General features: G+C 61.3%; 27 protein-coding genes, 1 tRNA gene and 2 pseudogenes. 20 read left to right on the top strand and 10 right to left on the bottom strand.

Translation table 11 applies throughout. The features are described from left to right. The first annotated feature begins 18 nt into the window (after positions 1-18). The 6 genes from NKI21_RS11020 (at position 19) to NKI21_RS10995 (ending at position 3,746) form a co-directional block, all read left to right on the top strand. A complete protein-coding gene (locus NKI21_RS11020) occupies positions 19-444 on the top strand; it encodes a TadE/TadG family type IV pilus assembly protein (protein WP_050592670.1) in 426 nt (141 codons plus the stop codon). After that, complete coding sequence (locus NKI21_RS11015) at positions 434-841, top strand: TadE/TadG family type IV pilus assembly protein (RefSeq protein ID WP_023810463.1); 408 nt, start codon at positions 434-436, stop codon at positions 839-841. The genes NKI21_RS11020 and NKI21_RS11015 overlap by 11 nt, the downstream gene beginning before the upstream one ends. A 394-nt stretch (positions 842-1,235) precedes the next feature. Continuing rightward, a complete protein-coding gene (locus NKI21_RS11010; RefSeq protein WP_081734816.1) occupies positions 1,236-1,478 on the top strand; it encodes a hypothetical protein in 243 nt (80 codons plus the stop codon). 114 nt (positions 1,479-1,592) lie between these two features. After that, positions 1,593-1,895 (top strand): DUF1330 domain-containing protein, encoded by a 303-nt coding sequence (locus NKI21_RS11005; protein ID WP_023810464.1) that lies wholly within the window; start codon positions 1,593-1,595, stop codon positions 1,893-1,895. Between the two features lie 451 nt (positions 1,896-2,346). Then, the gene (locus NKI21_RS11000; protein WP_127297149.1) at positions 2,347-2,646 is read left to right on the top strand and encodes a hypothetical protein; all 300 of its coding nucleotides are present in this window, start codon (positions 2,347-2,349) and stop codon (positions 2,644-2,646) included. A 272-nt stretch (positions 2,647-2,918) separates the two neighbouring features. Then, positions 2,919-3,746, top strand: a complete 828-nt coding sequence (locus NKI21_RS10995) for a class I SAM-dependent methyltransferase (RefSeq protein WP_164892885.1) — start codon at positions 2,919-2,921, stop codon at positions 3,744-3,746. Between the two features lie 492 nt (positions 3,747-4,238). On the opposite strand, the gene NKI21_RS10990 is transcribed toward NKI21_RS10995, so the two are convergent. Both NKI21_RS10990 and NKI21_RS10985 read right to left on the bottom strand, forming a co-directional pair. After that, a complete protein-coding gene (locus tag NKI21_RS10990) occupies positions 4,239-4,538 on the bottom strand; it encodes a hypothetical protein (RefSeq protein ID WP_245273186.1) in 300 nt (99 codons plus the stop codon). 38 nt (positions 4,539-4,576) lie between these two features. Further along, positions 4,577-4,795: a hypothetical protein gene (locus NKI21_RS10985; protein ID WP_352440221.1), complete on the bottom strand. Its 219-nt coding sequence runs from the start codon at positions 4,793-4,795 to the stop codon at positions 4,577-4,579. A 769-nt stretch (positions 4,796-5,564) separates the two neighbouring features. Between NKI21_RS10985 and NKI21_RS10980 the strand changes: the two are divergent. Then, positions 5,565-5,797: pseudogene (locus NKI21_RS10980) on the top strand (hypothetical protein). Positions 5,798-5,952: 155 nt separating this feature from the next. Here NKI21_RS10980 and NKI21_RS10975 read toward each other — a convergent pair. The 4 genes from NKI21_RS10975 to phaC form a co-directional block, all read right to left on the bottom strand. Continuing rightward, the gene (locus NKI21_RS10975) at positions 5,953-6,195 is read right to left on the bottom strand and encodes a DUF6894 family protein (RefSeq protein ID WP_023810468.1); all 243 of its coding nucleotides are present in this window, start codon (positions 6,193-6,195) and stop codon (positions 5,953-5,955) included. 351 nt (positions 6,196-6,546) lie between these two features. After that, a tRNA-Glu gene (locus NKI21_RS10970) sits at positions 6,547-6,621 on the bottom strand. A 241-nt stretch (positions 6,622-6,862) separates the two neighbouring features. Further along, positions 6,863-8,110, bottom strand: coding sequence for a YcbK family protein (locus tag NKI21_RS10965; RefSeq protein WP_023810470.1), 1,248 nt, complete (start codon positions 8,108-8,110; stop codon positions 6,863-6,865). 216 nt (positions 8,111-8,326) lie between these two features. After that, on the bottom strand, positions 8,327-10,162 hold the full coding sequence (gene phaC, locus NKI21_RS10960; protein ID WP_023810471.1) for a class I poly(R)-hydroxyalkanoic acid synthase: 1,836 nt from the start codon (positions 10,160-10,162) through the stop codon (positions 8,327-8,329). A gap of 97 nt (positions 10,163-10,259) precedes the next feature. Between phaC and NKI21_RS10955 the strand changes: the two genes are divergently transcribed. The 8 genes from NKI21_RS10955 (at position 10,260) to recJ (ending at position 17,462) form a co-directional block, all read left to right on the top strand. Continuing rightward, complete coding sequence (locus NKI21_RS10955) at positions 10,260-10,652, top strand: hypothetical protein (RefSeq protein ID WP_023810472.1); 393 nt, start codon at positions 10,260-10,262, stop codon at positions 10,650-10,652. Between the two features lie 44 nt (positions 10,653-10,696). Next, positions 10,697-11,914 carry an LL-diaminopimelate aminotransferase gene (locus NKI21_RS10950; protein ID WP_023810473.1) on the top strand — a complete coding sequence of 406 codons (1,218 nt, stop codon included), beginning with the start codon at positions 10,697-10,699 and terminating at the stop codon, positions 11,912-11,914. 47 nt (positions 11,915-11,961) lie between these two features. Further along, complete coding sequence (locus tag NKI21_RS10945; RefSeq protein ID WP_023810474.1) at positions 11,962-13,275, top strand: homoserine dehydrogenase; 1,314 nt, start codon at positions 11,962-11,964, stop codon at positions 13,273-13,275. Between the two features lie 134 nt (positions 13,276-13,409). Then, positions 13,410-13,766, top strand: a complete 357-nt coding sequence (locus tag NKI21_RS10940) for a hypothetical protein (RefSeq protein ID WP_352440225.1) — start codon at positions 13,410-13,412, stop codon at positions 13,764-13,766. Positions 13,767-13,837: 71 nt separating this feature from the next. Next, on the top strand, positions 13,838-14,005 hold the full coding sequence (locus NKI21_RS10935; protein ID WP_023810476.1) for a Thivi_2564 family membrane protein: 168 nt from the start codon (positions 13,838-13,840) through the stop codon (positions 14,003-14,005). A gap of 201 nt (positions 14,006-14,206) precedes the next feature. Next, positions 14,207-15,190: a class II fructose-bisphosphatase gene (glpX, locus tag NKI21_RS10930; protein WP_352440226.1), complete on the top strand. Its 984-nt coding sequence runs from the start codon at positions 14,207-14,209 to the stop codon at positions 15,188-15,190. Positions 15,191-15,263: 73 nt separating this feature from the next. Continuing rightward, positions 15,264-15,497 (top strand): DUF6434 domain-containing protein, encoded by a 234-nt coding sequence (locus NKI21_RS10925; protein ID WP_023810478.1) that lies wholly within the window; start codon positions 15,264-15,266, stop codon positions 15,495-15,497. 180 nt (positions 15,498-15,677) lie between these two features. Further along, positions 15,678-17,462 carry a single-stranded-DNA-specific exonuclease RecJ gene (gene recJ / locus NKI21_RS10920; protein WP_352720258.1) on the top strand — a complete coding sequence of 595 codons (1,785 nt, stop codon included), beginning with the start codon at positions 15,678-15,680 and terminating at the stop codon, positions 17,460-17,462. Positions 17,463-17,469: 7 nt separating this feature from the next. Here the strand turns inward: recJ and NKI21_RS10915 are convergent, their stop codons facing one another. The 3 genes from NKI21_RS10915 to folE form a co-directional block, all read right to left on the bottom strand. Continuing rightward, complete coding sequence (locus NKI21_RS10915; protein WP_352440228.1) at positions 17,470-18,444, bottom strand: patatin family protein; 975 nt, start codon at positions 18,442-18,444, stop codon at positions 17,470-17,472. 81 nt (positions 18,445-18,525) lie between these two features. Continuing rightward, entirely contained in the window at positions 18,526-18,987 is a 462-nt protein-coding gene (hisI, locus tag NKI21_RS10910; protein ID WP_352440229.1) for a phosphoribosyl-AMP cyclohydrolase, read from the bottom strand. A gap of 35 nt (positions 18,988-19,022) precedes the next feature. After that, the gene (folE, locus tag NKI21_RS10905; RefSeq protein ID WP_023810482.1) at positions 19,023-19,658 is read right to left on the bottom strand and encodes a GTP cyclohydrolase I FolE; all 636 of its coding nucleotides are present in this window, start codon (positions 19,656-19,658) and stop codon (positions 19,023-19,025) included. Between the two features lie 239 nt (positions 19,659-19,897). On the opposite strand from folE, the gene NKI21_RS10900 reads away from it, so the two are divergent. Further along, a complete protein-coding gene (locus NKI21_RS10900) occupies positions 19,898-20,335 on the top strand; it encodes an iron-sulfur cluster assembly scaffold protein (RefSeq protein ID WP_023810483.1) in 438 nt (145 codons plus the stop codon). Positions 20,336-20,353: 18 nt separating this feature from the next. Here NKI21_RS10900 and NKI21_RS10895 read toward each other — a convergent pair whose 3' ends face one another. Next, on the bottom strand, positions 20,354-21,259 hold the full coding sequence (locus NKI21_RS10895; protein WP_023810484.1) for a LysR substrate-binding domain-containing protein: 906 nt from the start codon (positions 21,257-21,259) through the stop codon (positions 20,354-20,356). A gap of 91 nt (positions 21,260-21,350) precedes the next feature. On the opposite strand from NKI21_RS10895, the gene NKI21_RS10890 reads away from it, so the two are divergent. From NKI21_RS10890 to thrS, 4 genes and pseudogenes are all read left to right on the top strand, one after another. Next, the gene (locus NKI21_RS10890) at positions 21,351-21,509 is read left to right on the top strand and encodes a hypothetical protein (protein WP_081734812.1); all 159 of its coding nucleotides are present in this window, start codon (positions 21,351-21,353) and stop codon (positions 21,507-21,509) included. Positions 21,510-21,583: 74 nt separating this feature from the next. Then, complete coding sequence (gene yidD, locus NKI21_RS10885) at positions 21,584-21,958, top strand: membrane protein insertion efficiency factor YidD (RefSeq protein ID WP_023810485.1); 375 nt, start codon at positions 21,584-21,586, stop codon at positions 21,956-21,958. Between the two features lie 147 nt (positions 21,959-22,105). Further along, a pseudogene (gene blaOXA, locus NKI21_RS10880) lies at positions 22,106-22,933 on the top strand (class D beta-lactamase). 175 nt (positions 22,934-23,108) lie between these two features. Beyond that, on the top strand, positions 23,109-25,085 hold the full coding sequence (gene thrS / locus NKI21_RS10875) for a threonine--tRNA ligase (RefSeq protein WP_352865557.1): 1,977 nt from the start codon (positions 23,109-23,111) through the stop codon (positions 25,083-25,085). Positions 25,086-25,132: the final 47 nt, after the last annotated feature.

Genomic DNA, 25,132 nt, shown 5'->3' with positions numbered 1-25,132 from the left:
CCCGTGGGGCGCCGATCGATGCCGAACCTTGGCGATGATTCGGGCGTTGCGGCGGTCGAGTTCGCGATGGTGCTGCCCATTCTGTGCCTGGTGCTGCTTGGTATTCTGGACGGCTGGTCCTACGTAACGAGTTCACTGTCGATGCGCGCCGGTGTGAAGACCGCCGCGAACCTGGTCATGAGCGGATCGACCGATGATGCGGCGACCCAAGCTCTTGCCATTGCGAGCTGGGAAAATCGGCCGGAGGACGGTCAGGTCACGCTAAGCCGCATCCGTATGTGCGGGGCGACGGTGGTCGACGTGTCCACCATGTGCAGTGGGCCGAAGGTGCCGGCGGTCTATGTCCAGATACAGGCATCGGGCACCTGGGTGCCGCCAATTGCCTTCGGCCCATTTGCCACTTCCACTGTAATCGGTCACCAGGAGATGATCCGTGTCCGCTAGGGTAAGCGCGTTCCGGCAGGATCGATCGGGCGGGGCCGGGCTGGAGTTCGCGCTAATCGCCCCCTTCCTCGTCATGCTGCTGTTCGGGATCTTCGCTTTTGGCTGGTCGATGCACTCGGTCTCCAGTGTTCGCTATACGCTGGAGACGTCAGCGCGCTCGCTGCAGCTTAAGAACACGCTGACCCAGGCCGACATTCAATCGATCGCCACGCAGAAATTGCAGGCCTTGGGGTTTAAGGACGTGAACGTCACCATCGCCATCGACCCGGTGAGCGGCGGCTTCCGCATGGCGCATCTGACCGCGGCCTATGCCTTCGTCATCGACTTTCCCTACTTCAGTTCCTTCCCCATCAACTACGCGACAACCGTTACCGTGCCGCTGCTTGGCAGCGGCTAGGCTGTGGCCTGATAGCTTCGCGTGCTGGGGCTCTGCTTACTTGTACGCCTTGAGCGCGATTAGACCACCGAGAATGGTTATCGCCATCAGGATCAGCGCCCACGACACGACGTTATGCGACAGACGCCTCCGGCGGCCGCGCAGGGTCCGGTCCCGCTAGCGTTTGGCCTGATCAGCCCCTGTGTTTTGTCGATCCACATCCTTCCCCACGAGCAGAATGCGACTCATGCCGGCTGGTGTCCAGATCGGCACCGGTTTTGGCGGTCGCGCTGCAAGCCTGGCTCTCAGCCTGCTTTTGATGGCAAGGGGCTAGATAATATATTCATTAGTGCTAATATTGAGATGACGTTACGTCATGTCGGACCATCTATCGGGTGCAATAAAGGGGGTTCCAATGAGAGTGGCTGTATTTTGCGCGGCTGTGGTTTTCGCTGCGACTGGTGTCGCTGATGCCAAGGAAAAGAAGGTGGCGGTCAGTGATGCCGCCGCCTTGTGTTCCACCAACCCGTCAGCCAAGAAGCCCGTTCCAAATCTGGACTGCGGTGTCACCGGAACCGCCAAATCGCAAGATAGCGGCGCAAAGGCAGAGCCGCGCCTCGGATACGACTCCAACCCGTGGATTGTAACAGGCTTTTGACTTCGCATGGCGAATGCCGGTTGAAGCGCTGAAGAGAGTCGTCTTGACCGACGGGCGCCGCCCCCTGGGAGTGGAACGCAAGGGTCGGGCGCCGTTGAGAAGAAGGATGCGCAAATGGCCGCCTATCTGATCGCGGATGTAGACATAAAGGACGCTGCCGTGTTCGAGGAATACCGGCGGGATGTGCCGGCCACCGAGGAGCGTTATGGTGGGAAATATCTAGGTCGTGGCGGTGCGACCAAGGTTTTGGAAGGTGATTGGGAGCCACACCGTTTGGTTATTATCGAATTTCCCGACATGACGTCATTGATGGGCTGGTACAATTCGCCGGAATACGCGCGCCTTATCGAAATCCGTAAGCGTTGCGCCAACACCAGGATAATTGCGCTTGAGGGGATCGCAACACCCACTGTTTGACAGTGGTGACTCGGCTCCGCCTTCATCAGGCAGAATCCGGCTTTTGCCCGAATCCGCACACCGCGAAGTCAGCTGTTTAAAGCCGGGAAACCAGGCAATAAATACGGGCTTACCACCACTGCGGGGCTTTCTCATCATCGCAGTGCCGAGAACCCAACTCGACCGTGCAATTGAAAAGCCCGCCACGGGGGCGACCTGCGGCGGGCTCTTGGAGCGGCTACATCCCTGAGGAATCGACCACTTTGTAGCAGGATTATGACCCGTGTGACCGCGTTAGCCTATGGTGTGATCGCGGAAGACAGGTCTTCGTTGAAGATAACGGCAGAGAGCTTCCCAGTGGCGGGCCATAGGGCAATCCCAGGTGCGGACCTCTGGATTGCCCATTTTTCTTGGAACCGTCGTGCCGCAGCGAAGTTCGGTACCAAAGGGACATTCCGAAATGGAGTTGATCATGAAACAGGTTCTTTTCGCTTCAGCCATTATGGCACTGTCAACTGGCCTCGCATTTGCGCAATCGACCGACACGACCACAGGCGGATCGTCGACCTCGACAACCAAGACCATGCCGAGCACTACGACCGATCAGGGCACGGATTCGACCACCACGAGTGGAACGAACTCGAACTCCGCCAAGGACTGCGCTCCGGGTCAACAAACTGGCAGCGCCAAGCAGGCCGCCCCAGGTCAACAGGACACCGATGCTAACTCGGCTGCTCCTGGTCAGATGAAAAAGACCACGGAAGGCTGCTGACCTGCCTTTGGACTGTCCCAGGTTGATGCATAGCGGTCGATTCTCAGGATGTAGCCGCTTTCGAAAAGCCTGTCGTGCTAGGCCGCCAAGGCGGGTTCGCCTCGCTGAAGGACTTCTGGGAGGTCCAATGAGGATGCGCCTAGACACCCTTTCAGCCGCCATTTATGTTAGACATCTCTAAAGTGCAGATGAGCCGCTCGGCTTTAGAGTGCGCCAAGGGCCTGCATTCGAGCTCTAACTTGTTGTGCTTTTTCATCCGGGGGGACACCAGTATGACAAGCGAACGTCAGCACGAATACGAACTGGGGCATTCGGAAAGAGAACTGAAAAGGCTTGCGACGCAGGCGACATTGGTTGACCCGATGACACGGAATTACCTGCGGCGAGCTGGTCTCCGAGCGGGAATGCATGTCCTTGACGTGGGGAGCGGCGCCGGGGATGTCGCCTTTCTCGCGGCTGATGTTGTCGGACCCACAGGTCTTGTCATCGGCTCTGACAGGTCGGCGGAGGCTCTTGACGCTGCTCGGGCGAGAGCCGCGCAACGTGGTTTGGAGAATGTAATCTTCCACCAATGTGATCCTGCCACCTTCACTTTCGATGTATCGTTCGACGCTATCGTGGGCCGATACGTATTAATGTTCTCGCCCGATCCCGTCGAAATGTTGAGGGGCGTTGCGCGGCATCTTGCTCCCGGCGGCGTGATAGTATTCCACGAAGTCGATTGGACCGGCGCTGCCTCATTTCCCTCCGTCCCGACCTACGACAACTGCTTTCGATGTATCGTTGAGACATTTCGTCGGGTAGGGACCAACCCAAACATGGGCCTGCAACTCCATTCGACCTTCCTCAAAGCCGGGCTGCCGGCCCCTAGCATGGCGGTAAGTGCTCTAGCCGGAGGTGGATCAGACAGTCTGAGCGGCATTGATCTGATCTCCGATCTCGCAGCGATCATGGCTCCGGTCATGGAGCAGATGGGCGTTATCACAGCTTCAGAACTCGGTCCCGAGACGCTTCAAGATCGAATTCGCGCAGAGGTTTATGCAAGCGCAAGCGTGGTGGTCGGCCGATATGAGGTGGGTGCCTGGTCGCGACGAATGTAAGCACCATGATCATGCCTATGCCTTCTACGTCGCTTTCCTCGCCGAGCCGCCGCTTGATGTCACGGGCGGCGCTCGTGCGGGATATCGGCCCTCCAGCATTCAGCCCACGATGACCTGAAAGCCGGCCCATCGCCTCCTGACAGTCAATCTCAGGGTCACTCGCGCTCATGGTGCGTTGATCATGCGTTTCCTTCCACAGTGCTGTCCTCGTCCAATGCATGCGGAACCGGCAGATACGCATTAGCGACAGCCAATCGCCCACTATCGTTCGGATGGTCCGCCCTCCTGAGCCCCATTTCTTCCGCCACGCCCGACAGGGGCTCTTGGACCCTCGGGTCAAGCGCTGGGTTACGTTTCGGAGCATCAGGGCCGCTCGTAGGAGCATTACCAGAAGGTCCGCGCGGGAAAGGTCGGCGGGCGGGTTCTTTGTTAAAATCGCCCGGCAGCCCGAAAAAAGTTTTCCAGACCGGTGCGGATTTGTTCCCAACCCCACTACTGCTGCTCGGGCATTTCAGTATTTTCCTGAGGGTCTTTTTTCACGCCTGGGCTGGGTGACGTGTCCGCTGGCGCATTACCGCCCTGGTTTTGCTCAGGAGCACGCTTGAACGGTGCCGTCTGCCAAGAGCCGTTCGATAAAGGCGTGAGTACAAAGAATGCTATCAGGCCTAGAAAAAGGACGGCGATAACCGCCACGCCCCACGCCATGAGTCTTCGCGTGCCACGCTGTTCTTGCCTGCGAGATAGATTGTCCGCCATTGCTCCGGCCTTTCGTGACGTGGCGCTGGTGAGCAACGCGCCTTCCCGAACTCGGTTCCGCCCGTCGTCCGACATCAGGCTTCGCCTTGAGGCGGCTTCCCGTCGCAGTGACGGTCTGCGGTTTCTGCTTTCTGCTCCGGGGGTGGCCTCTCCGCTCGAATCACCGGTTCCAGGTCGTTGGGAAAATTGGGCGCGTCGACTGGCAGTTTCGGCAGCAAATCTTTTTCGTCCGGTGATAGCGACGGAAGTATCTCTGCCACCTCGGCCAGGATGTCGTTTACGATCCCGTTCATTGCGTGCCTGCTGCGAAAATATCTCCTCTCGAACTTCGCTATTGCATCAAAGTTCCGGCCCATAAGGATGCTTCGTCATTCAGTGGCACGGGACAGGACCGGTGAATTGGCCAATGTTCGAACCCTGCTGGTGATCTGATTTCCATCCAAGGTTTGGCCCGCTGCCGAACGGTGGGGGCTTTTTTATGTATTAGCGGAACCTGATATGTCGAGGCGGGTTGGAAATGGCGGCAGCGTCCCCCGCTGCCGGGCCGAGGCTCCAAGCCCCGGCCGGGTCCGCCTCTGCCCGCCAGTGGGGGCGGACCCACTGGAACACGCTCCGAAAAGGAGGTTTGGATCGCGCTCGGTTCCCCTGGCGGAGCAGAACATCGGAAGGCCGTCACTGCTCCCTCAGGGCGACAAAATTGATGGGAACATTTTAGCAAACTGTAAATTGAAGGTTCTTCTGCAGGAGGCCAAACTGTCCCAGCGGAGCGTCGACAAAGACCGGTTGGAGCGCGCAGACCGTGAGGCAAAGATTGCTAACGCGGCCGAGAGAGAGGCGCGAGATACAAAAACTGCCCGACTTCGAGAACAACGCCTTGCTGCCGAAGCCAAGGCTTCACAAATCAAGAAAGGTCGATCCGGGTGCTAGGTCGCTTTAGCCGCTGATGCTCGCGCTCGATGCTCGGCTGCTTGATCGGGCCGACTACGGTCGCTTGCCAGCCCGATGGCGATGAGGAATATAATCCTTCCGTTGCGGCGATCCCCTCAAACGGAGTTCGCACAAATGGCCCGATCGAAACCTTCCAAGCAGTTATCACAGGTTGAATCGAGCGCTTTCTGGTGGCAGCGGAAGCGCTGCACCTGAGCATCGTCAAGCCGTTCATATCGCCGCTCTGCGACCACTACAGACAGACACGCGTCTTACATGAGGTGCTTTTGAAAGCCGTGCGGGATGTGACCGGAAGGGAAGTCGAGTTCATCCGGTGGAACACTACTGGGCCGGTGCTACCCACTTAAGGCCTGACGTGTCGGTTAGTCCTTCTAGCAGCTTGCGCGACTCTGCGATTGTGCGGCGCGTCTCCGCGATGGCCGAAAGCATGTTGTCTGCCTCAGCGACCGCATGTCGCTGGCGTCGGTGCGCCGCCATAATGAATAGCTCTAAGGCGATGTCCTCATCCATCGGGCAGCTCACGCACCCACTCGAACGTGACCTTCACGGTGAATAGCGGCTTGCTGGTGTGGTCGCGGACACGGATGGCAACTTTCCTGAAAGTTTCCGGCATCTGGTCTTTGGCTATTTCGAGTAACGCTGTTGCTGCCTCATCTTCAGCGGCTTTCCGGCTTTTAAGCTCGGTGCCTTCAGGGTCGGGAAACACTTCGCCATCGTCCGTTAGATCAAAGAAGAAGCGGGCCATATGGCCTTAATTCCTAACCCCGAAAAAGGTTTCCTTGTTGCTACTTGCTGGTTATCCAGTCCACCAAGCCAACTTCGATCTGCTCGCACCCGACATATTCGCGGACCAAGCATGAGGACATTGACGCGCTGCTCTGGTCGTTCCTACCGGAAGAAGTATTGGAAGAGGCGGTCAACGCTTCGGAAGGCGGCGCAGCCTGAACTGTCGCGTTTGGCCCGCTACCTCACGGTGGCGGGCTTTTCTCAGTCACGTTGATTCGGTTTGTGCGCGAACGTCCGCTGAAATTCGCTGCGCTTATTCGACGCTTATGTGACGAATGGGGTACAGATTCGGCTAAGTCGTTGAAAGATCTGGTACGCCCAAGGGGAATCGAACCCCTGTTACCGCCGTGAAAGGGCGGTGTCCTAACCGCTAGACGATGGGCGCGCTCAGACGAAGCGGCTTATACTGGCGTTGTGCGCAACCGGCAACCCGTCAGGTGCCACCTTGGACAACTTTTTTCCGGGCCTGCCAAATCAACGATTTCCCGAAGTTGGCGAGCTTGACGATTAGCGGGGACGCCGCATCGCTCTGCTCCGGAATGATGAAGTTGGGAAGGCTTCGGCCAATCCGATATTCGGGATGCCCAACGGAACGATCTTGGCCGCCAGCCGATCTCAGATCCGCGCTAGCCGTCACCGCCGCTGCGCCGGCGGCAGCGCCAGTTCCAGTCGCGCTCGGGGCCGACGTCGACGTGAACCGATTCTGTGTGGCAGTAGGTGCCGACGCCGCCGCGGCCGGGCATGCTTCTGATGTAGCTCGCCAGTTCCCATTTCGAAACGCCGGGCACCTGGATGTCGGCGGCGGCGCAATACATGTGCAGCGAATTTTTGGCGCCGTTGGCGCGCCGGTTGCGGGCCGGGTCGCGATAGCCTGACGTCACCGTCATCTTGCGGCCGTAGTGGCCTTCGATCGTCTTCAGCACACGCACCAGCGACGGCTTCAGGCAGGCCACGTCGACGCTCTCGTTCTGCTTGAGCAGCCCGTTGGGCGCCAACCGGGCCATGCCGGCGGCTGACGCAACCTGATAGGAGCCGCCGATTGGCCCCTCATCCTCGTTGAGGTCGACGTCGCTTTCGTCATCGAGGCCGGACTTGCGCTTGATCTCGAACAGGGCCGTTTGGCGCACGCCGGGCAGGGCATCGCTGCCAGTGACGTGGCCGGTATCGCCGCCGAGCGAAGCCAGCTGCACCGGCTTGGCCGTGGAACTGGCCGAGGCAAGCGTGATGATCGGCTTTGCCGCTGCTGGCGCCGCTTTTGCCTGCGCCGGGGGCTGCTCGCCCGTCCGGGCGTTGCTGATGATGGGGGCTGGTGTCGCCGAGGCTGGCGTTGCGCCAAACATCGAGGCGAGGAAGCCTTTCTTCTTTGGTGCTTCGGCCTGCGGCATCTCGCCAGCTGTCACATAGACCGGGTTGTTCATGGCCGGAACGGCAGCGGGCTTCGGCGCCGCCACGTCGCCGTCGACCGCGGCAATCTGCTGGGCGACCGCGTCGGTTTGGCGCGCGGTCTGTGCCTGCTGCGTCAGCGATTGCGGCGTGTTTCCAACGATGGTTTCGGCGCCCGCCGGCGTGGTCAGCGGAAAGGCAGCTCCCGGTTTGGACATAGGCACGTAGGCGACTTTTTCAGGCAGCGCCGTATCGCTTGCCGTCATCACCGTCGTCTGCTCGGTCGTGATATCAGACGAATCGGAGGCGATCGCCTTGCCGCTGGAGGCCGCGTTTATGTCCGATGCGGTGGCATTGTAACCGGGCATTCCGACCGACATTGTCGGGTCGCCAGCCGAAGTGCAGGAGGCCAGAAGCAAGGAGCAGAGCGCTGCCACAATGGCGCGGCGTTCTCCCTTTGCGAGGCTCCATCCTGCTGATTTCAAAGTCAAATTCCCCCTCGATGTCCGGTCGGTATATCCTTGGCGCCACACGCATGCGTCGATGCCAGGGTGACCTTTGTCTCCGATCCGGAAACGAGACCTGTGTCAAATCCGCAAGCCTGAAAGTATTTTTGCGGTGATTGCCGAATTACGGCCGCTTGATGGTTGACGACACCATTTCGCCCGCTTTTGGCGGTCCGTCAACTCACCACACATTACAGTCCGTTACACACGTACTTTCACATAGGTGCCGGGAGCATCACCCAAGGTTTTCATATGCTTGCCCGGTTTGCGGGCAGGCACGCGCGTGTTGTCCTTGGCCTCTATCCAGTCTTGCCAGTGCGGCCACCAGGATCCTGGATGGTCGGTGGCATTGGCTATCCACTGGCTGAAGTCGCCCGTCGGCATACCCCCGGTCCAATACTGGTATTTGTTGGATGCCGGCGGATTGACGACACCGGCGATATGGCCCGATCCGGCCATCACATACTCGACTGTGCCGCCGAAATATTTCGAGCCGAGGAACACCGAAAGCGCCGGCGCGATGTGATCTTCCTTGGAGGCGAGGTTGTAGACCGGGATGGTGATGTCGCCGAGCGAGACCGTATGGCCCGCCAGTTCCATCGTGCCTTGCGAAAGGTTGTTCTCGAGATAGCAGTTGCGCAGGTAGAAAGAGTGATTGGCCGCCGCCATGCGGGTGGAATCTGCATTCCAGTAGAGCAGGTCGAAGGGCAGGGGATCCTTGCCGCGCATGTAGTTGTTGACGACATAGGGCCAGATCAGGTCGCCTGAGCGCAGCATGTTGAAGGCGGTCGCCATCTTGGTGCCGTCGAGATAGCCTTTTTCGCTCATCGACTTTTCCACAGCGGCGACCTGTTCTTCGTCGACGAACACTTTCAGGTCGCCGGCATGGGTGAAGTCGACCTGCGTGGTGAAGAACGTAGCCGATTTTATGCGGTCGTCGCCCTCTTGCGCCATCAGCGCCAGTGCCGCCGCCAAAAGCGTGCCGCCGACGCAATAGCCGATCGCGTTGACGTCGCGTTCGCCGGTGGCCTTCTCGACCGTGTCGAGGCCATATTGCAGACCCTCGCGGATATAGGCTTCCCAGCTCTTGGTGCCGTGGCGCTCGTCCGGATTGATCCAGGAGATGACGAACACGGTGTGGCCCTGTTCAACCGCCCAGCGAATGAAGGATTTCTGCGGGTTCAGATCGAGGATGTAGAATTTGTTGATCCATGGCGGGCAGATCAGCAGGGGCCGCTTGAGCACCGTCTCGGTGGCCGGGTCGTACTGGATGATTTCGGCGACGTCGCTGCGGCCGACCACCTTGCCGGGAGTGGTGGCGATGTTCCTGCCGATCTCGAAGGGGGAGTAGTCGGCCTGCCGCAGCTTCAGGTCGCCCTTGCCGGCGGCGATGTCCTCGGCCAGCATCTTCATGCCGCGCACCAGGTTTTCGCCGTTCGAGGCGACGGTTTCACGGAACAGTTCCGGATTGGTCAGGATGAAATTCGACGGCGAGATGGCGTTGGACACCTGCTTGACGTAAAAGCCGGCCTTGTGGCGGGTGTGCTCGTCCAGACCTTCGGCGTGCTCGACCAGATCGGCCGCCCAGCGCGAGGTGACGAGATAGGCCTGCTTGAGGAAATCGAAGAAGGCATTGCGGCCCCATTCCGGGTCGAGGAAGCGCTTGTCCCCGCGCTCCGGCTTGACCGCGTCCTCGGTGTCTTGCGCGGCGTTGCTGGTGCGCTGAATGGCGTTGGCCCAGACCGTCATATAGCCGGAGAACAACCGCGTCTGCGCTTCCAGCGCGCGCTGCGGATCGGCAAGCCAGTATTCGCTGAGCTTGGAAAAGGTCTTCACCATATCGACAACGGGCTCGGCGACATGGTCGCGCACGTCGCCTTTTTCGCGCGGCTCAGCCCAGGCGGAAGCTGCCTTGCCGGCCTGCTCGATCATGCGCGCCATGTTCAGGGCGAAGCGTTCCGGGTCCTTCACCAGATATTGCTCGACGGTCGAAGGCTCGTCATCTTCCGCTTTGCCCGAATCGGGTGTTTTGGACATGGTTGGCGGGGTTCCTCCCGAGGCCTTTTCTTGACATATTAACATGGGACATCCGACCGGGCCAATCTCGCTCTACCTCGGCTGCCAGGGAAACAATATGACGATTAATATTGGCGAGACTGTTTTTTTCGGTGCCGGACGTTTTTGCCGCATCGGCGTGGCGATCGTCCTCATCGGGATTGCCGGGTGCTCGAGCACCAACACGAATGGCCCGACGCCTGTCGCTGCGGGTGCGGGGCCGAAGGATACCGGCACCTTTCCGAACCTGAACATCAAGCCGCAAGTGGCGGCGTCGCAGTTCACCGAAGCCGAGAAGAACGCCAAGCTCGCGCAATTGAAGGCGGATGAGAATGCGCAGGCGGCAAAGGGCGGCGGCCCGAAGGTCGCCAACCAGGCGGCGCTGACGGATCTGGCCAAGAAGCATGGCGACGAAACGCTGAGGCAGATCGAAGCCAAATGCGACCCCACCCTCGACCCTACCTGCAAATAAGTATATAGCGCGCGCCCAACACCCCTTCGCTGTCTGGAACTGCCATGGAAGAATTTCACAAGGTTCGCCGGCTTCCGCCTTACGTGTTCGAGCAGGTCAACCGGCTGAAGGCCAGCGCCCGATCGCGTGGCGCCGACATCATCGACCTCGGCATGGGCAATCCGGACCTGCCGACGCCCAAGGCTATCGTCGACAAATTGTGCGAGGTCGTGCGCGACCCGCGCACGCATCGCTATTCCTCGTCGCGTGGCATTCCGGGCCTGCGTCGCGCCCAGGCCGCCTACTATGGCAGGCGCTTCGGCGTGAAGCTCAACCCCGACACGCAAGTGGTGGCCACGCTTGGCTCCAAGGAAGGCTTCGCCAACATGGCGCAGGCGATCACGGCGCCCGGCGACGTGATCCTGTGCCCGAACCCGACCTATCCGATCCATGCCTTCGGCTTCATCATGTCGGGTGGCGTCATCCGCTCGCTGCAGGTGGAGCCGGACGACGGCTTCATCCCGGCGCTCGAGCGCGGGGTCAAACATTCGATCCCGAAGCCGCTGGCGCTGATCCTCAACTATCCGTCGAACCCGACGGCGCTGGTCGCCTCGCTCGATTTCTACAAGGATGTGGTCGCCTTCGCCAAGAAGAACGACATCATCATCCTGTCCGACCTTGCCTATTCGGAGATCTATTTCGACGGCAATCCGCCGCCTTCGGTGCTGCAGGTGCCTGGCGCGATCGACGTTTGCGTCGAATTCACCTCCATGTCGAAGACCTTCTCCATGCCCGGTTGGCGGATGGGCTTTGCCGTCGGCAACGAGCGGCTGATCTCGGCGCTGACGCGGGTGAAATCCTACCTCGATTACGGCGCCTTCACGCCGATCCAGGTGGCGGCGGCACACGCGCTCAACGGCGACGGCGCCGACATCGCCGAGGTGCGCGATATCTATCACAAGCGCCGCGACGTGATGGTCGATGCCTTCGGCCGCGCTGGCTGGACCATTCCGGCACCGGCGGCATCGATGTTCGCCTGGGCGCCAATCCCGGAGCCGTTCCGACATCTCGGCTCGCTCGAATTCTCCAAGCTGCTCATCGAACATGCCGACGTGGCCGTGGCGCCGGGTGTTGGCTTCGGCGAGCATGGCGACGAATTCGTGCGCGTCGCTCTGGTCGAGAACGAGCACAGGATCCGGCAGGCGGCGCGCAACATCAAGCGCTTCTTGTCGACCAGCGCCAAGCAGCCCAACAATGTCGTGCCGCTCTCCGCTCATCGGTAAGCTTGCCGCAGACGATTTCGATCGAATTTTGAGGGACGTCGCCGGATATGGCTGAAGCATTGCGTGTTGGAATTGCCGGCCTCGGCACCGTTGGCGCGTCGGTGGCGCGCGTGCTGCGCGACAAGGCGGTGGAACTGACCCGCCAGTGCGGCCGCGACGTCATCGTCACCGCCATCTCGGCGCGTGACCCGAAGCGCGATCGCGGCGTCGATCTCAGCTCGGCAGAGTGGTTCGACGATCCGGTCAAGATGGCGCAGACCGCCGAAATCGACGTGTTCGTCGAACTGATCGGCGGCGACGAGGGTCCGTCGCGCTCATCGGTGAAAGCGGCACTCGAAGCCGGCCGTCATGTCGTCACTGCCAACAAGGCGCTGCTGGCCAAGCATGGCGTTGCGCTGGCCGAAATCGCCGAGAAGAAGGGCGTGCTGCTCAACTACGAGGCGGCAGTGGCGGGCGGCATTCCCGTCATCAAGACCATGCGCGAGGCGATGGCCGGCAATTCGGTCACCCGCGTGTTCGGCATCCTCAACGGCACCTGCAACTACATCCTGACGCGCATGGAGGCCGAGGGCATCTCGTTTGATGCTTGCCTGAAGGACGCGCAGCGGCTGGGCTATGCCGAAGCCGATCCGACCTTCGACATCGAGGGCCACGACACCGCGCACAAGCTGTCGATCCTGACCAGCCTTGCCTTTGGCACCAGGATCGCCGCCAATGACATCTACATGGAGGGCATCTCCAACATCACCCAGGCCGACATCCGCGCGGCCGCCGATCTTGGCTACCGGATCAAGTTGCTGGGTGTCGCCCAGCGCACCGAGAGCGGCATCGAGCAGCGCGTGCATCCGACGATGGTGCCGACCGCATCGGTCATCGCGCAGGTGCATGGCGTCACCAATGCGGTGGCGATCGAGACCGACATTCTGGGCGAACTGCTGCTATCAGGCCCCGGTGCCGGCGGCAACGCCACCGCCTCGGCCGTCATCGGCGACATCGCCGACATCGCCAAGAGCCGGCCAGGATTCCAGCATGGTCCGGTCTTCGGACGGCCGGCGAAGGAGCTGAAACCCTACAAGAAGGCGCAGATGCGCAGCCATGCCGGCGGCTACTTCATCCGGCTGACCGTGCATGACCGCATCGGTGTGTTCGCGGCAATAGCCAAGCGCATGGCCGACAGCGATATTTCGCTGGAATCGATCGTCCAGCACGCGGTCAACGGCGAAGCGGCGGCACAAAAAACGGTGATCCTCGTCACCCACGAGACGACCGAGGCCGCCGTGCGCAAGGCCGTCGATGGCATCACCAAGGATGGCCATCTGACCGACAAGCCGCAGGTCATCCGCATCGAGCGGGCAGGGTAGCTTTTGCCCGATAGGCCCCCTGCGGGACAGGGATCCCGCAGGCATTGAGGTCCGGTCTGGTGGGGACAGCCGCCACACGGGAACGAATTGGTGTCGTCGCCGTTCTCTTGGTCAGCAACCAGAGGAACCGCTTCATGGCCGATACCAACAAGCCCGACACCCCTAATATCGACGACATCCAGAAGACGCTGGAAAAGCAGATCGCCGATTTGCGCCGGGAGATCACCAAGATCAACAAGAGCATTTCGGCGCGGGGCGCGGAAATGCTCGATGACGCCAGCGAACAGGCGTCCGAGTTCTACGACACGGCGGCGAACCGCGCGTCGCGAACCGCACAGCAGTTGCGCAGCCAAGCTCAGTCCGTCTCGGAAGTAGCGCGCGAAAACCCCGGTACGACGACTGCCCTGGTCGGCGTGATCGGTTTGCTCGGCTTTATGGCCGGTTTTGCCATAGGTCAGTCGACGAACGATACGTCGCGCCGCTGGTATTGACCACGGCGCGATAGGGCCGGGTTTGCCGGCTCGTTTCCTTGTTTCAGCACATCATTTTTAAGGAGGGCACTGTGGCTTCATCCGCCTTGATCAGCATCCTGATCACATTCCTCGTCATCATCCTCGTTCTCTATCTTGTTCAGCGCCTGCCGCTCGACGGCCGGATGAGGCAGATCGTGCAGGTTATCGTCCTCATAATCGGCATCATTTCGCTGCTCAAATATCTTGCGGTTTTCTAGCGCCGAAGAGTCTAACTTTCGCCTTTCAAGGCCGGCCCGGTTCATTGCGGCCGGCTGGCCTTGTTTCAAAAATGCGTTTTAATCGATTGATATTGCTGACTATTCGATAAATCTTCCGCAGGTCTTGCCGTTGTCATGCTCGTTTGACAAAACAGGCCCGCCTCAGGCGGGGGGCCGCATTGGCAACGAGGAAATCACCAGATGAATGTGGCCCAGAACATCGTCGCCGGCCTTGACCGGATACTCACCATGGAACTGGTGCGCGTCACCGAACGAGCCGCCGTCGCGGCCGCCAGGCTGCGCGGGCGCGGCGACGAAAAGACGGCCGACCAGGTAGCCGTGGATGCCATGCGCCAGGAGCTCAACCGGCTTTCCATCAAGGGCACGGTGGTGATCGGCGAAGGCGAACGGGATGAGGCGCCGATGCTCTACATCGGCGAGGAAGTCGGCACTGGCAAAGGTCCGGCCGTCGATATCGCGCTCGATCCGCTCGAAGGCACGACGATTTGCGCCAAGAACCTGCCCAATGCACTCGCGGTCATCGCGATCGCCGAAAAGGGCAGCCTGCTGTTCGCGCCCGACGTCTACATGGACAAGATCGCCATCGGTCCGGGCTATGCGGACGGCGTCATCGACATCGATGCCTCGGCGGCTGAGAACATCGCCAGCCTCGCTCGGGCCAAGGGCGTCGCTGTATCGGAAATCACCACCTGCATTCTCGACCGGCCGCGCCATGCCAAGCTGATCGATGCCGTGCGCGCCACGGGGGCCGCGATCCGGCTGATCGGCGATGGCGATGTCGCCGGCGTCATCCACACCACGGACCCGGAAGAAACCGGCATCGATATTTATCTGGGCACTGGCGGAGCACCCGAGGGCGTGCTGGCCGCTGCCGCGCTGCGCTGCACCGGCGGCCAGATGCAGGGCAGACTGATCCTCGACACGGCGGAAAAGGTTGCTCGCGCGGCAAAGATGGGTATTTCCAATCCGAAACGGGTCTATCGGACGGAGGACATGGCGCGCGGCGATGTGTTGTTCGCGGCCACCGGTGTCACCGACGGCAACATGCTGGCTGGCGTCAAGTTCGGCCACAATTACATCACCACCCACACGATCGTGCTGCGCTCGTCGTCGCGGACGGTGCGCGAGATCAAGGCCCGCCATCAGGATCTGGATAAGTTCTGACGCTCGCTTGCGAAGCCGCCTTGCAATTGTTAGCCATTCGGGCGCATCCGATGATGGCTGCAGGGATTTGACGATGAAACCGTTCGACTGGCATGCGGATCCGATTTCGCGTGCCACCGCCATCACAAAGTCCTATCGCAACACCCAGAATGTGCGTCGCTTTCTCATCCGGGAATGCGGCAACGCATTCATGTTCGACCGGCCTTTCATGGCCTGGCTCAAGGACGGTGTGGAAAAGACGATGGGCGATGCGGCCGACGAATGGCTTAGGCGACAGGCTGAAAAGCGGAAAGCGCAGTTTTCTTGACCTATTCCGGGACGGCGCACACCCGTGAATCGCATGGCTTTGCCCGCCTTTGGCCTATAGAGCGTCGCGTGAACGTGACGCGCTTGAAATTGTTGCCAATGCAGGTCGTGGCCTCAAAACCGCTGCGCACTTATGGGCGGCATGCATTGTCGTGCGGCCAACGATGAGTTGGCAAAGCGTATGACCGGCGAAAAACGCCTCTTCCTCGATGTCAGGCAGTCGGTATCAGGGGTTTCCTGGGAACATCGGCTGACAGAACGCCAGGACATGATTGCGCTCGCCATCGCGCAAGGCCATGGCGTGCCCGACATCGTCGCGCGGGTGCTTGCCGGCCGTGGTGTCACCGCCGAACAGACCGAGCGGTTTCTCGACCCGACGATCCGCGATCTTCTGCCGGATCCGGCATCGCTGACCGACATGGACAGGGCGGCGGCCCGCATCGCCGCCGCAGTAATGGCCAGGGAAAAGGTGGCGATCTTCGGCGACTATGATGTCGACGGCGCCGCCTCGTCGGCCTTGCTGAAGCGGTTCCTCGCGCATTTCTCGGTGCCGTCGGAAATCTATATCCCGGATCGCATCTTCGAGGGCTATGGTCCCAATCCCGAGGCCATGCGCGAACTGGTTTCGCGCGGCGCGACACTGATCGTCACCGTCGATTGCGGCACCAACAGCGCCGTTTCAGTCGATGCCGCCAACGAGGCCGGGGCCGATGTCGTGGTGCTCGACCACCATCAGGTCGGCGGTGCCTTGCCGGCGGCAATTGCCGTGGTCAATCCCAATCGCGAGGACGACCTTTCCGGGCAAGGCCATCTCTGTGCCGCCGGTGTGGTCTTCCTCGCCCTAGTGCAGACGGCGAGAATCCTGCGCGGCCGCATGGCCGATGCCACACCGCCGGACCTGCTTTCGCTGCTTGATATCGTCGCCTTGGCCACAGTCTGTGACGTGGTGCCGCTGACCGGCGTCAACCGAGCCTTCGTGGTCAAAGGGCTGCAGATGGCGCGCCAGCAGAAGAACGAAGGGCTGGCGGCGCTGGCACGGGTGTCGCGCATCGGCGAGCCGATCAGCACTTTCCATCTGGCCTATCTGATCGGGCCGCGCATCAATGCCGGCGGACGCATCGGCGATGCCGCACTTGGCAGCCGGCTGCTTGCGACCGACGACCCGGTCGAGGCGCGCACCATTGCCGAGACGCTCGACCGGCTCAACCAGGAACGGCAGTTGATGGAGCAGGAGATGCTCGCGGCGGCGCGCGCCGAGGCCGATGCAGAGCTTGCCGGCGGCAATGGCCCGGCTATCGTCGTCACCGCCAACAACAGCTGGCATCCGGGTATTGTCGGCCTGCTCGCTTCGCGATTGAAGGACCACGCCCGCCGGCCGGCCTTCGCCATCGCCTTCAACACTGTGGGCATCGGCACCGGTTCGGGCCGCTCGGTCTCGGGTTTCGACCTCGGCCGGCTGGTGCGCGAGGCGGCCGTTGCGGGGCTGATCGTCAAGGGCGGCGGCCATGGCATGGCGGCGGGCATCACCGTGGAGCGGGCGAAGCTTGGTGAGCTCAGGGCGTTTTTCGAAGAGCGGGCGGCAGCCGACGTGTTCCGCCTGCAGGGCGAGGAAAGCCTGGCCATAGACGGTGCGCTTGCCGCTGAAGGCGCGACGCTCAGCCTGCTTGACGCGCTGGAAAAGGCCGGACCCTTCGGTGCCGGGCACGCTGCCCCCGTTTTCGCGCTGCCGCGCCACCGACTAGCCGATGCGCGGCCGGTCGGCACCAACCACATCCGCGTGGAGCTGCAATCGGAAAGCGGCGGCCGCATCCAGGCGATCGCCTTTCGCGCCGTCGATACCGCGCTTGGCGAATTTCTGTTCAAGAACCGGGGCAAGACGATCCACGTCGCCGGTTCGCTGTCGGGAAATTACTGGAACGGCAACCGCACCGTGCAGTTTCGCATCACCGATGCGGCGCGTGCGTAGGTTTTGATCAGGCGAGAACGGTCTGCAGCCGGGTCAACTCGCCGATCTGGGCCATCGTCGCCTGATAGCCGATGTTGATCGCCTCGTCGGCGCGGTGGAACTCGGTCAGGCCGATATGGCTGAGCTTCGGCTGCAGCGACATATCGGGCGGGTCGCCGGCAAGCCTGGCACGCGAAATGCGGTCCTGGATGATGTTGAAGGCCTCGACCATGACGCCGGTAATGCCGAGCCGCGTCTGATGCGACTGGTGCTCGGCGTCGACCTTGCCGGGCCTTGGTGCGTCCTTTTCGATGACCAGTTCGCCGGCGCTGTGTTTTATCACCGCGGCACGGCCGAACAGATCATAGTGAAGGTTGACCGCCACGACGAGCGGCTGCTCGTACGCGCGGCAGACCGAAACCGGTACGGGGTTGACCAGCGCGCCGTCGACCAGCACGCGGCCATTGCAATTCACCGGCTCGAACACGCCGGGAAGCGCATAGGAGGCGCGCATGGCGGTGATCAATGAGCCGCTCGACAGCCAGATTTCGTGGCCGGTGCGGATTTCGGAGGTGACCGCCACGAACGGCTTGGTCAGGTCCTCGAAACGAATGCCGGCCATGTGCTCGCGCAGCCTTGCATCGAGCTTCATGCCGCCGAACAGGCCGCTGCCGCGCAAATTGAGATCGAGCAGGCCGAAGATGCGGCGCTTGGTCAGGCTGCGGGCGAATTCTTCCAGTTCGTCCAGTTTGCCGGCGAGATAGCAGCCGCCGACCAGCGCGCCGATCGAGGTGCCGGCGATCATCGATACTTCGATGCCGGCTTCGTCGAGCGCGCGCAGCACGCCTATATGCGCCCAGCCGCGGGCGCAACCGCCACCCAAGGCGAGCGAAATGCCTGTTTTCTTCTGGGAGTTCGTTTCGGACGCGCCGCCTGACGAGGACAGGCCGTTGGCCTCCCTTACATCTGGTCTGTTACGCAATGACGCCCACTCGAGCATCATGATCTCCCTTGTCCCACGGCTACTATACGAGCGGGCCGTATCGAAATGATGAATCTGTGTGGTCGGTGTCAGGCAGAAGGTTCAAGCTAGTGGTTTCCGATACGTTTTTTCCGCATCGAACAGCGGCTTGCTGCCGTCGTCGGCAAGCGTCCCCTTGCCATCGATCAGCCCCACCGTCCGATAAAAGCATGAACGCCGGCCAGTGTGACAGGTTGCGTCGTGGCCCAACACTTTGACGCGCAACCATATGGCATCCTGGTCACAATCCGTGAGCATCTCGACGACATGCTGAAAATTGCCTGATGTTTCGCCCTTTTTCCAAAGTGCGTCGCGCGAGCGCGACCAGTAGTGGGCTATGCCGGTCTCCAGTGTCAGTGCCAGTGCTTGCGCATTCATATGCGCAACCATCAACAGCATGCCGTCCGCGGCGTCTGTCACGATGACCGTGACCAGCCCGGCTGCATCGAAGCGCGGCGAAAACACCGCGCCTTCCTCAAGCGCTTTCTTGTCTGACGGAGCTTTTGGAAATTCCAGTGCCGACATCGCCGGTCCTTGTTTTGATGGCCGGCGAGGGCCGATCAGACCCCGCCGCCGCGCACCATGGTGACGAAACGGACCTGCTCTTCGGGCGTGTCCTTGAAAACGCCGGTGAAGGTCGAGGTCAGCGTGGTTGAACCCTGCTTGCGGATGCCGCGCATGGCCATGCACATGTGCTCGGCCTCGATCATGACGGCGACGCCGCGCGGATTGAGCACGTCCTGGATGACGCCGGCGATCTGCGCCGTCAGCGCCTCCTGGGTCTGCAGGCGGTGGGCGAAGATATCGACGACGCGGGCGATCTTGGACAGGCCGACAACCTTGCCGTCCGGAAGATAGCCGACATGCGCCTTGCCGATGATCGGCACCATATGGTGCTCGCAATGTGAATGGAATGTTATGTCCTTGACGATGACCAGATCATCGTAGCCGGCGACCTCCTCGAAGGTGCGGCCGAGCTCGTCGGCCGGGCACATGTCGTAGCCACCGAACATTTCGCGGTAGGCCTTTGCCACCCGCTTCGGCGTGTCGACCAGCCCCTCGCGGTCCGGATTGTCGCCGGTCCAGCGCAAAAGCGTGCGCACGGCGGCTTCGACTTCGGCTTCGCTCGGCCGGTCGGTGACCGGCTTTTCCATATAGGCTGACTGTGGCATGAGCTTCTTGATGACGGCATCCATAAAGGCGTCTCCCGTAGTCCCTCTCGGCGGAGGAACGAGTTGAACGGACCACGACCTTTCGGTGTCGGAAACTCGCCCCGTTTCCAGCCCCGTAAGCGGCGTGAACTTCCCGGCAAGGACATTGGCTTTCGTCTTCTTGTCGATACCGGACTGCCACCATTATATAAGGTCATAGCGAGCGAAAGGAAGACACGACAGCGGCAATCGCTGTTCGCTTGGCGGCGACGGATTGGAAAATAATGATAAACGAGGTCTACAACGCGAAAATTCTCGGTTTTGCCGGGAACATTGGCCGCATCGGCCGGCTCGATCATCCTGACGCAACCGCCAAGGCGCACTCCAAGCTATGCGGTTCCACGGTCACCGTCGACCTCAAGATGCAGGACGGCGTGGTCACGGACTTTGCCCATGATGTGAAGGCCTGCGCGCTCGGCCAGGCGTCGTCATCGATCATGGCGCAACATGTCGTCGGCGCGAGCGCCGAGGAATTGCGCGCGGTGCGCGACACCATGCTGAAGATGCTCAAGGAAGATGGCGCCCCGCCGGACGGTCGCTTCGCGGACCTCAGATATCTGGAGCCGGTGCGCGATTACAAGGCCCGTCATGCCTCGACCATGCTGACTTTCGACGCCGTGGTCGACGCCATCGGCCAGATCGAGAAGCGCGCCGAAGCCTGAGGGCCGGCAACCGACCGTTTACAATGCACGTCTGCTTTCGGCAAATTCGCCGCGTACCCAGTCCGCGAACGCGGCGGCCGGCTCCGACAGATCGCGCAAGCTTCTGGCCACCAGCCAATAGGCGCCGGATGCGACGTCGATGTCGAACGGTTTGACCAGCGCGCCGGACGCGACTTCTCCGCCGATCTGCAAGAGATCGCCCAGTGCAACGCCATGTCCGAGCAAGGCGGCCTGCTTTGAAAGCGACGCATCCGCCAGCATCGGCCCGCGCGCCGGCACGGCGTCGGCGGGCACGCCGGCCGCTTCGAACCAGCGCGCCCAGCCCTGGCGGTTCTCCTCGTGCAAAAGCGTGTAGCGACCAAGATCGATCGGCTTCTCGAGGGCGGGGCCCGAGGCAAGCAGCGCCGGCGACAGAACAGGTGAGTCGACTGTCGAAGCAAGTTGCTCGGCTTCGCTGCGCGGCCACGCGGTGGCATGTGCGCTGAAGCGCAAGGCAAGCTCCGGCTGATCGCTGCGGAACTCGATCAGCCTTGGATCGACCTCGAGCGAGATGTCGATGTCAGGCCGCAATTGGCGAAACCGGTTGAGCCGTGGCACCAGCCACACGGATGCAAGCGACGGCTCGACACTGACACGGACCACGGACTGCGCCGGTGTCGCCACCAGTTCTCCAAGCAAGGTGTCGATAGCGTCGAAACTTCTGACAAGCTGATCCAGCAGACGCCGTCCGGTGTCGGTCAGTTCGACACGGCGATGGTGACGTTCGAACAAGGGTTGGCGCAGGAAGATTTCGAGTTCCCGGATCTGCCGGCTGATCGCCGCCTGTGAGACGAAAAGCTCCTCGGCGGCCCGGCTGAAGCTCAGATGCCGGCCCGCCGCCTCGAAGCTCCTCAATGCCGTCAGCGGCAGGCGCCCACGCTTCATTTCGCATAACCCAGGATTATCCGAAGTGGAAATTATACTCGTTTGAAGGCGAAGGCCAGCGGCCGTCTAATCGCATCAAAGGAGACCGACCATGATCCAGTTGCTGAGCATCTTTGGCGATGTCATGCGGATCGCAACGTTTCAATGGCGTGACAGAAGACAGCATGAAAAGCGTTACGAAGAGCCGACCAGTCGTGGCCGGTGGGTGGCTTCGGCTGACTGGCAGCCGTTTCGTCGTTTCCGTCCGTGACGGTGGGCGCGGGGATTGCGTTCTCTAGTAGAAGCCCACATCTATCGCGTGGGAAACGCGAAACGGAGACTGTGGTGCGCGACCAGCATGGGCATGCGCATATCGCCCGGCCGCCGAAACGCGGCCGTAACTGGCCCGGTCCATGGCGCAAGACGCCGGGCCGTCTCCTCGGCACGTCGCTCGTGCGCCTCTACCAGCTGACATTGTCGGGCTTTGTCGGCAATTCCTGCCGGCATCTGCCGACCTGTTCGGAATATGCCCATGAGGCGATCGCCCGCCATGGCCTGTGGGCGGGCGGTTGGATGGGATTTTTCCGGATGCTGCGCTGCGGGCCATTCGGCACGCATGGCATAGACCTCGTGCCGGAGGTGCTGGAGGATCGTTATGTCTGGTTCACGCCATGGCGGTACTGGCGGATCGGCAGCAAGCGCGGCGAAGCGCAGGGGTGATCGCGTCAGTCAGGTCCCGCCGGCTCTGCCCGTTTACGATCCGGTAGGGTTAACAACAGCCTGCACAAAGACTGCGCATTTGAGACAAAATCGAGACAAGAGACCTCGCTAAGCCGCTCCGGAACCCCCTTCTGGAGCGAGCAGAAAATGCGCAATTTCGACCGTCTTCCCTTCATCTTTGCCGGGATACTGTTCCTGCTCGCCTGGCTCCTGGGATTTCCGCTGCGCGCGCAATCGGCGCCGCTGGGGGACGTGCAGTGCACGGTGATCGCCGATGCGGCGAGCGGCAAGGCGCTCTACCAGGACGGGGTGTGCGACGAGCGGTTCAGCCCGGCTTCGACGTTCAAGGTGCCGTTGTCGCTGATCGGCTATGACAGCGGGATCCTGAGCGACGAGCACACGCCGAGCTGGGATTACAAGCCTGAATTCAACGCGGTGAAGCGGGATCAGAAGACCGTCGATCCGGTGGTCTGGGAGCGGGATTCGATCCTGTGATTTTCCCGGGAAATCACCCGCCGGCTTGGGTCTGGGAGTTTTGCCGGTTATGTCTCGAAATTCGACTACGGCAACGCCGATGTTTCCGGCAATCCCGGCAAGAATGATGGTTTGACCAAGTCCTGGGTGAATTCCTCGCTCAAGATCACGCCGGTCGAGCAGGTCGAATTCCTGCGCAAGCTGCTGGCCCGCAAGCTGCCTGTCTCGGCCAGGGCTTACGACATGACATCAGCCATCATCCCGACCTTCCAGGCCGGAGGCTGGACGGTGCAAGGCAAGACCGGAAGCACCAGGCTGCGCAACGACGTCGACAAGGTTCAGGACAAGCGTTCGCTCGGCTGGTTCGTCGGCTGGGCGCAAAAGGATGGCCGCCAGATCGTCTTTGCGCGGCTTGTCGTCGACACCAACCGCACCGACATGCCCAAGGGCCTCAAGACCCGCGCCGCGTTCCTGAAGGACCTGCCGCTCCTCATCAAATGAACGCTGACATTTGAGCCGGGCTTTACGGAGGCGGAATCTGTCCATAAAAGACAGCCGCTGCCGGACGCATCCGGCTTTTCCCTATGCATATCGTAACCCAAAACCGCCATACACTTTTGGGCGACATGCATTTCAACCACCCGCGCTCGTTTGCGGGACTGGATAGGAGATATATATGCTGAATTCCGTTTCCCTGACATTTCCCGATGGCTCCGTCCGCGAATACGACGCGGCGATGACCGGTGCCGGCCTCGCCGAATCGATCTCGAAATCGCTGGCCAAGAAGGCGGTCGCCTATGCGATCGACGGCACGGTTCGCGATCTCAGCGATCCGCTCGGCAAGTCCGGCAAGGTCGAGATCGTCACCCGCGACGACCCGCGCGCGCTGGAGCTGATCCGCCATGACGCGGCCCATGTGCTGGCGGAAGCCGTGCAGGAATTGTGGCCGGGAACGCAGGTGACCATCGGGCCGGTGATCGAGAACGGGTTCTACTACGACTTCGCCCGTAACGAGCCGTTCACGCCTGACGATTTTTCGGTGATCGAGAAGAAGATGCGCGAGATCATCGCGCGCAACAAGCCGTTCACCAGGGAAGTCTGGTCGCGCGACAGGGCGAAAAAAGTCTTTGCCGACAAGGGCGAGCGCTACAAGCTGGAGCTGATCGACGCCATTCCTGAGGATCAGAATCTCAAGATCTATGCGCAGGGCGACTGGTTCGACCTCTGCCGTGGCCCGCACATGGCCTCGACCGGGCAGATCGGCAATGCCTTCAAACTCATGAAGGTGGCCGGCGCCTATTGGCGCGGGGATTCGAACAACCCGATGCTGACCCGCATCTACGGCACGGCCTGGGCCGACCAGGCGCAGCTCGAAGCCTACCAGATGATGCTGGAGGAGGCCGAGAAGCGCGACCATAGGAAGATCGGCCGCGAGATGGACCTGTTCCATTTCCAGGAAGAGGGACCGGGCGTCGTCTTCTGGCATGCCAAGGGCTGGAAGATGTTCCAGAACCTGGTCAACTACATGCGCCGCCGCCTCGACGAGCAGGGCTATCAGGAGGTCAACGCGCCGCAGGTGCTCGACAAGAGCCTGTGGGAGACGTCAGGCCATTGGGGCTGGTATCGCGACGCCATGTTCAAGGTGACGGTCGCCGGCGACGACACCGATGACGACCGGGTCTTCGCGTTGAAGCCGATGAACTGTCCGGGCCATGTGCAGATTTTCAAGCATGGGTTGAAGTCCTATCGCGATCTACCCGTGAAGCTTGCGGAATTCGGCAATGTGCATCGCTACGAGCCGTCGGGCGCGCTGCACGGGCTGATGCGTGTGCGCGGCTTCACGCAGGACGATGCGCACATCTTCTGCACCGAGGAGCAGCTGGCCGCGGAGTGCCTGCGCATCAACGACCTGATCCTGTCGACCTATGCTGATTTCGGTTTTGACGAAATCAGCGTCAAGCTTTCGACGCGGCCCGACAAACGCGTCGGCACCGACGAAGCCTGGGATCACGCCGAAGCAATCATGGGCAGCGTGCTGGAGACGATCAGGACACGATCCGGCAATCGCATCAAGACCTCGATCAATCCGGGCGAAGGCGCCTTCTACGGACCGAAATTCGAATATGTGCTCAAGGATGCTATCGGCCGCGAATGGCAGTGCGGCACGACGCAGGTCGACTTCAACCTGCCGGAACGGTTCGGCGCCTTCTATATCGGCTCCGATTCCGAGAAGAAGCAGCCTGTGATGGTGCACCGCGCCATCTGCGGTTCGATGGAGCGCTTCCTCGGCATCCTGATCGAGAACTATTCCGGCCATTTCCCGCTGTGGTTCGCGCCGCTGCAGGTGGTGGTGGCGACGATCACCTCGGATGCCGACGGCTATGCGACCGAAGTGGTGGCAAAGCTGAAGGCCGCCGGGCTGTTGGCGGAAGCGGATTTGCGCAACGAGAAGATCAACTACAAGGTCCGCGAACACTCGCTGGCCAAGGTTCCGGTCATCCTCGTCTGCGGCAAGCGCGAGGCGGAAGAGCAGACGGTCAACATGCGCCGGCTGGGCTCACGCGACCAGGAATCGCTTGGCCTTGACCAGGCGATCGCGCAATTGACCGAAGAAGCCGTCACGCCCGACCGCAGGCGCAAACGCGCTGCCTGATCGGCATAGTTTTTCGGCCAAATGGCGGTGGAGCGATCCACCGCCAT

The sequence above is a fragment of the Mesorhizobium sp. M0715 genome (genome assembly GCF_040320355.1).
Classification (GTDB): Bacteria; Pseudomonadota; Alphaproteobacteria; order Rhizobiales; family Rhizobiaceae; genus Mesorhizobium.
The sequence above is the reverse complement of the archived record's forward strand: the minus strand, read 5'-3'. Positions and strand labels throughout refer to the sequence as shown.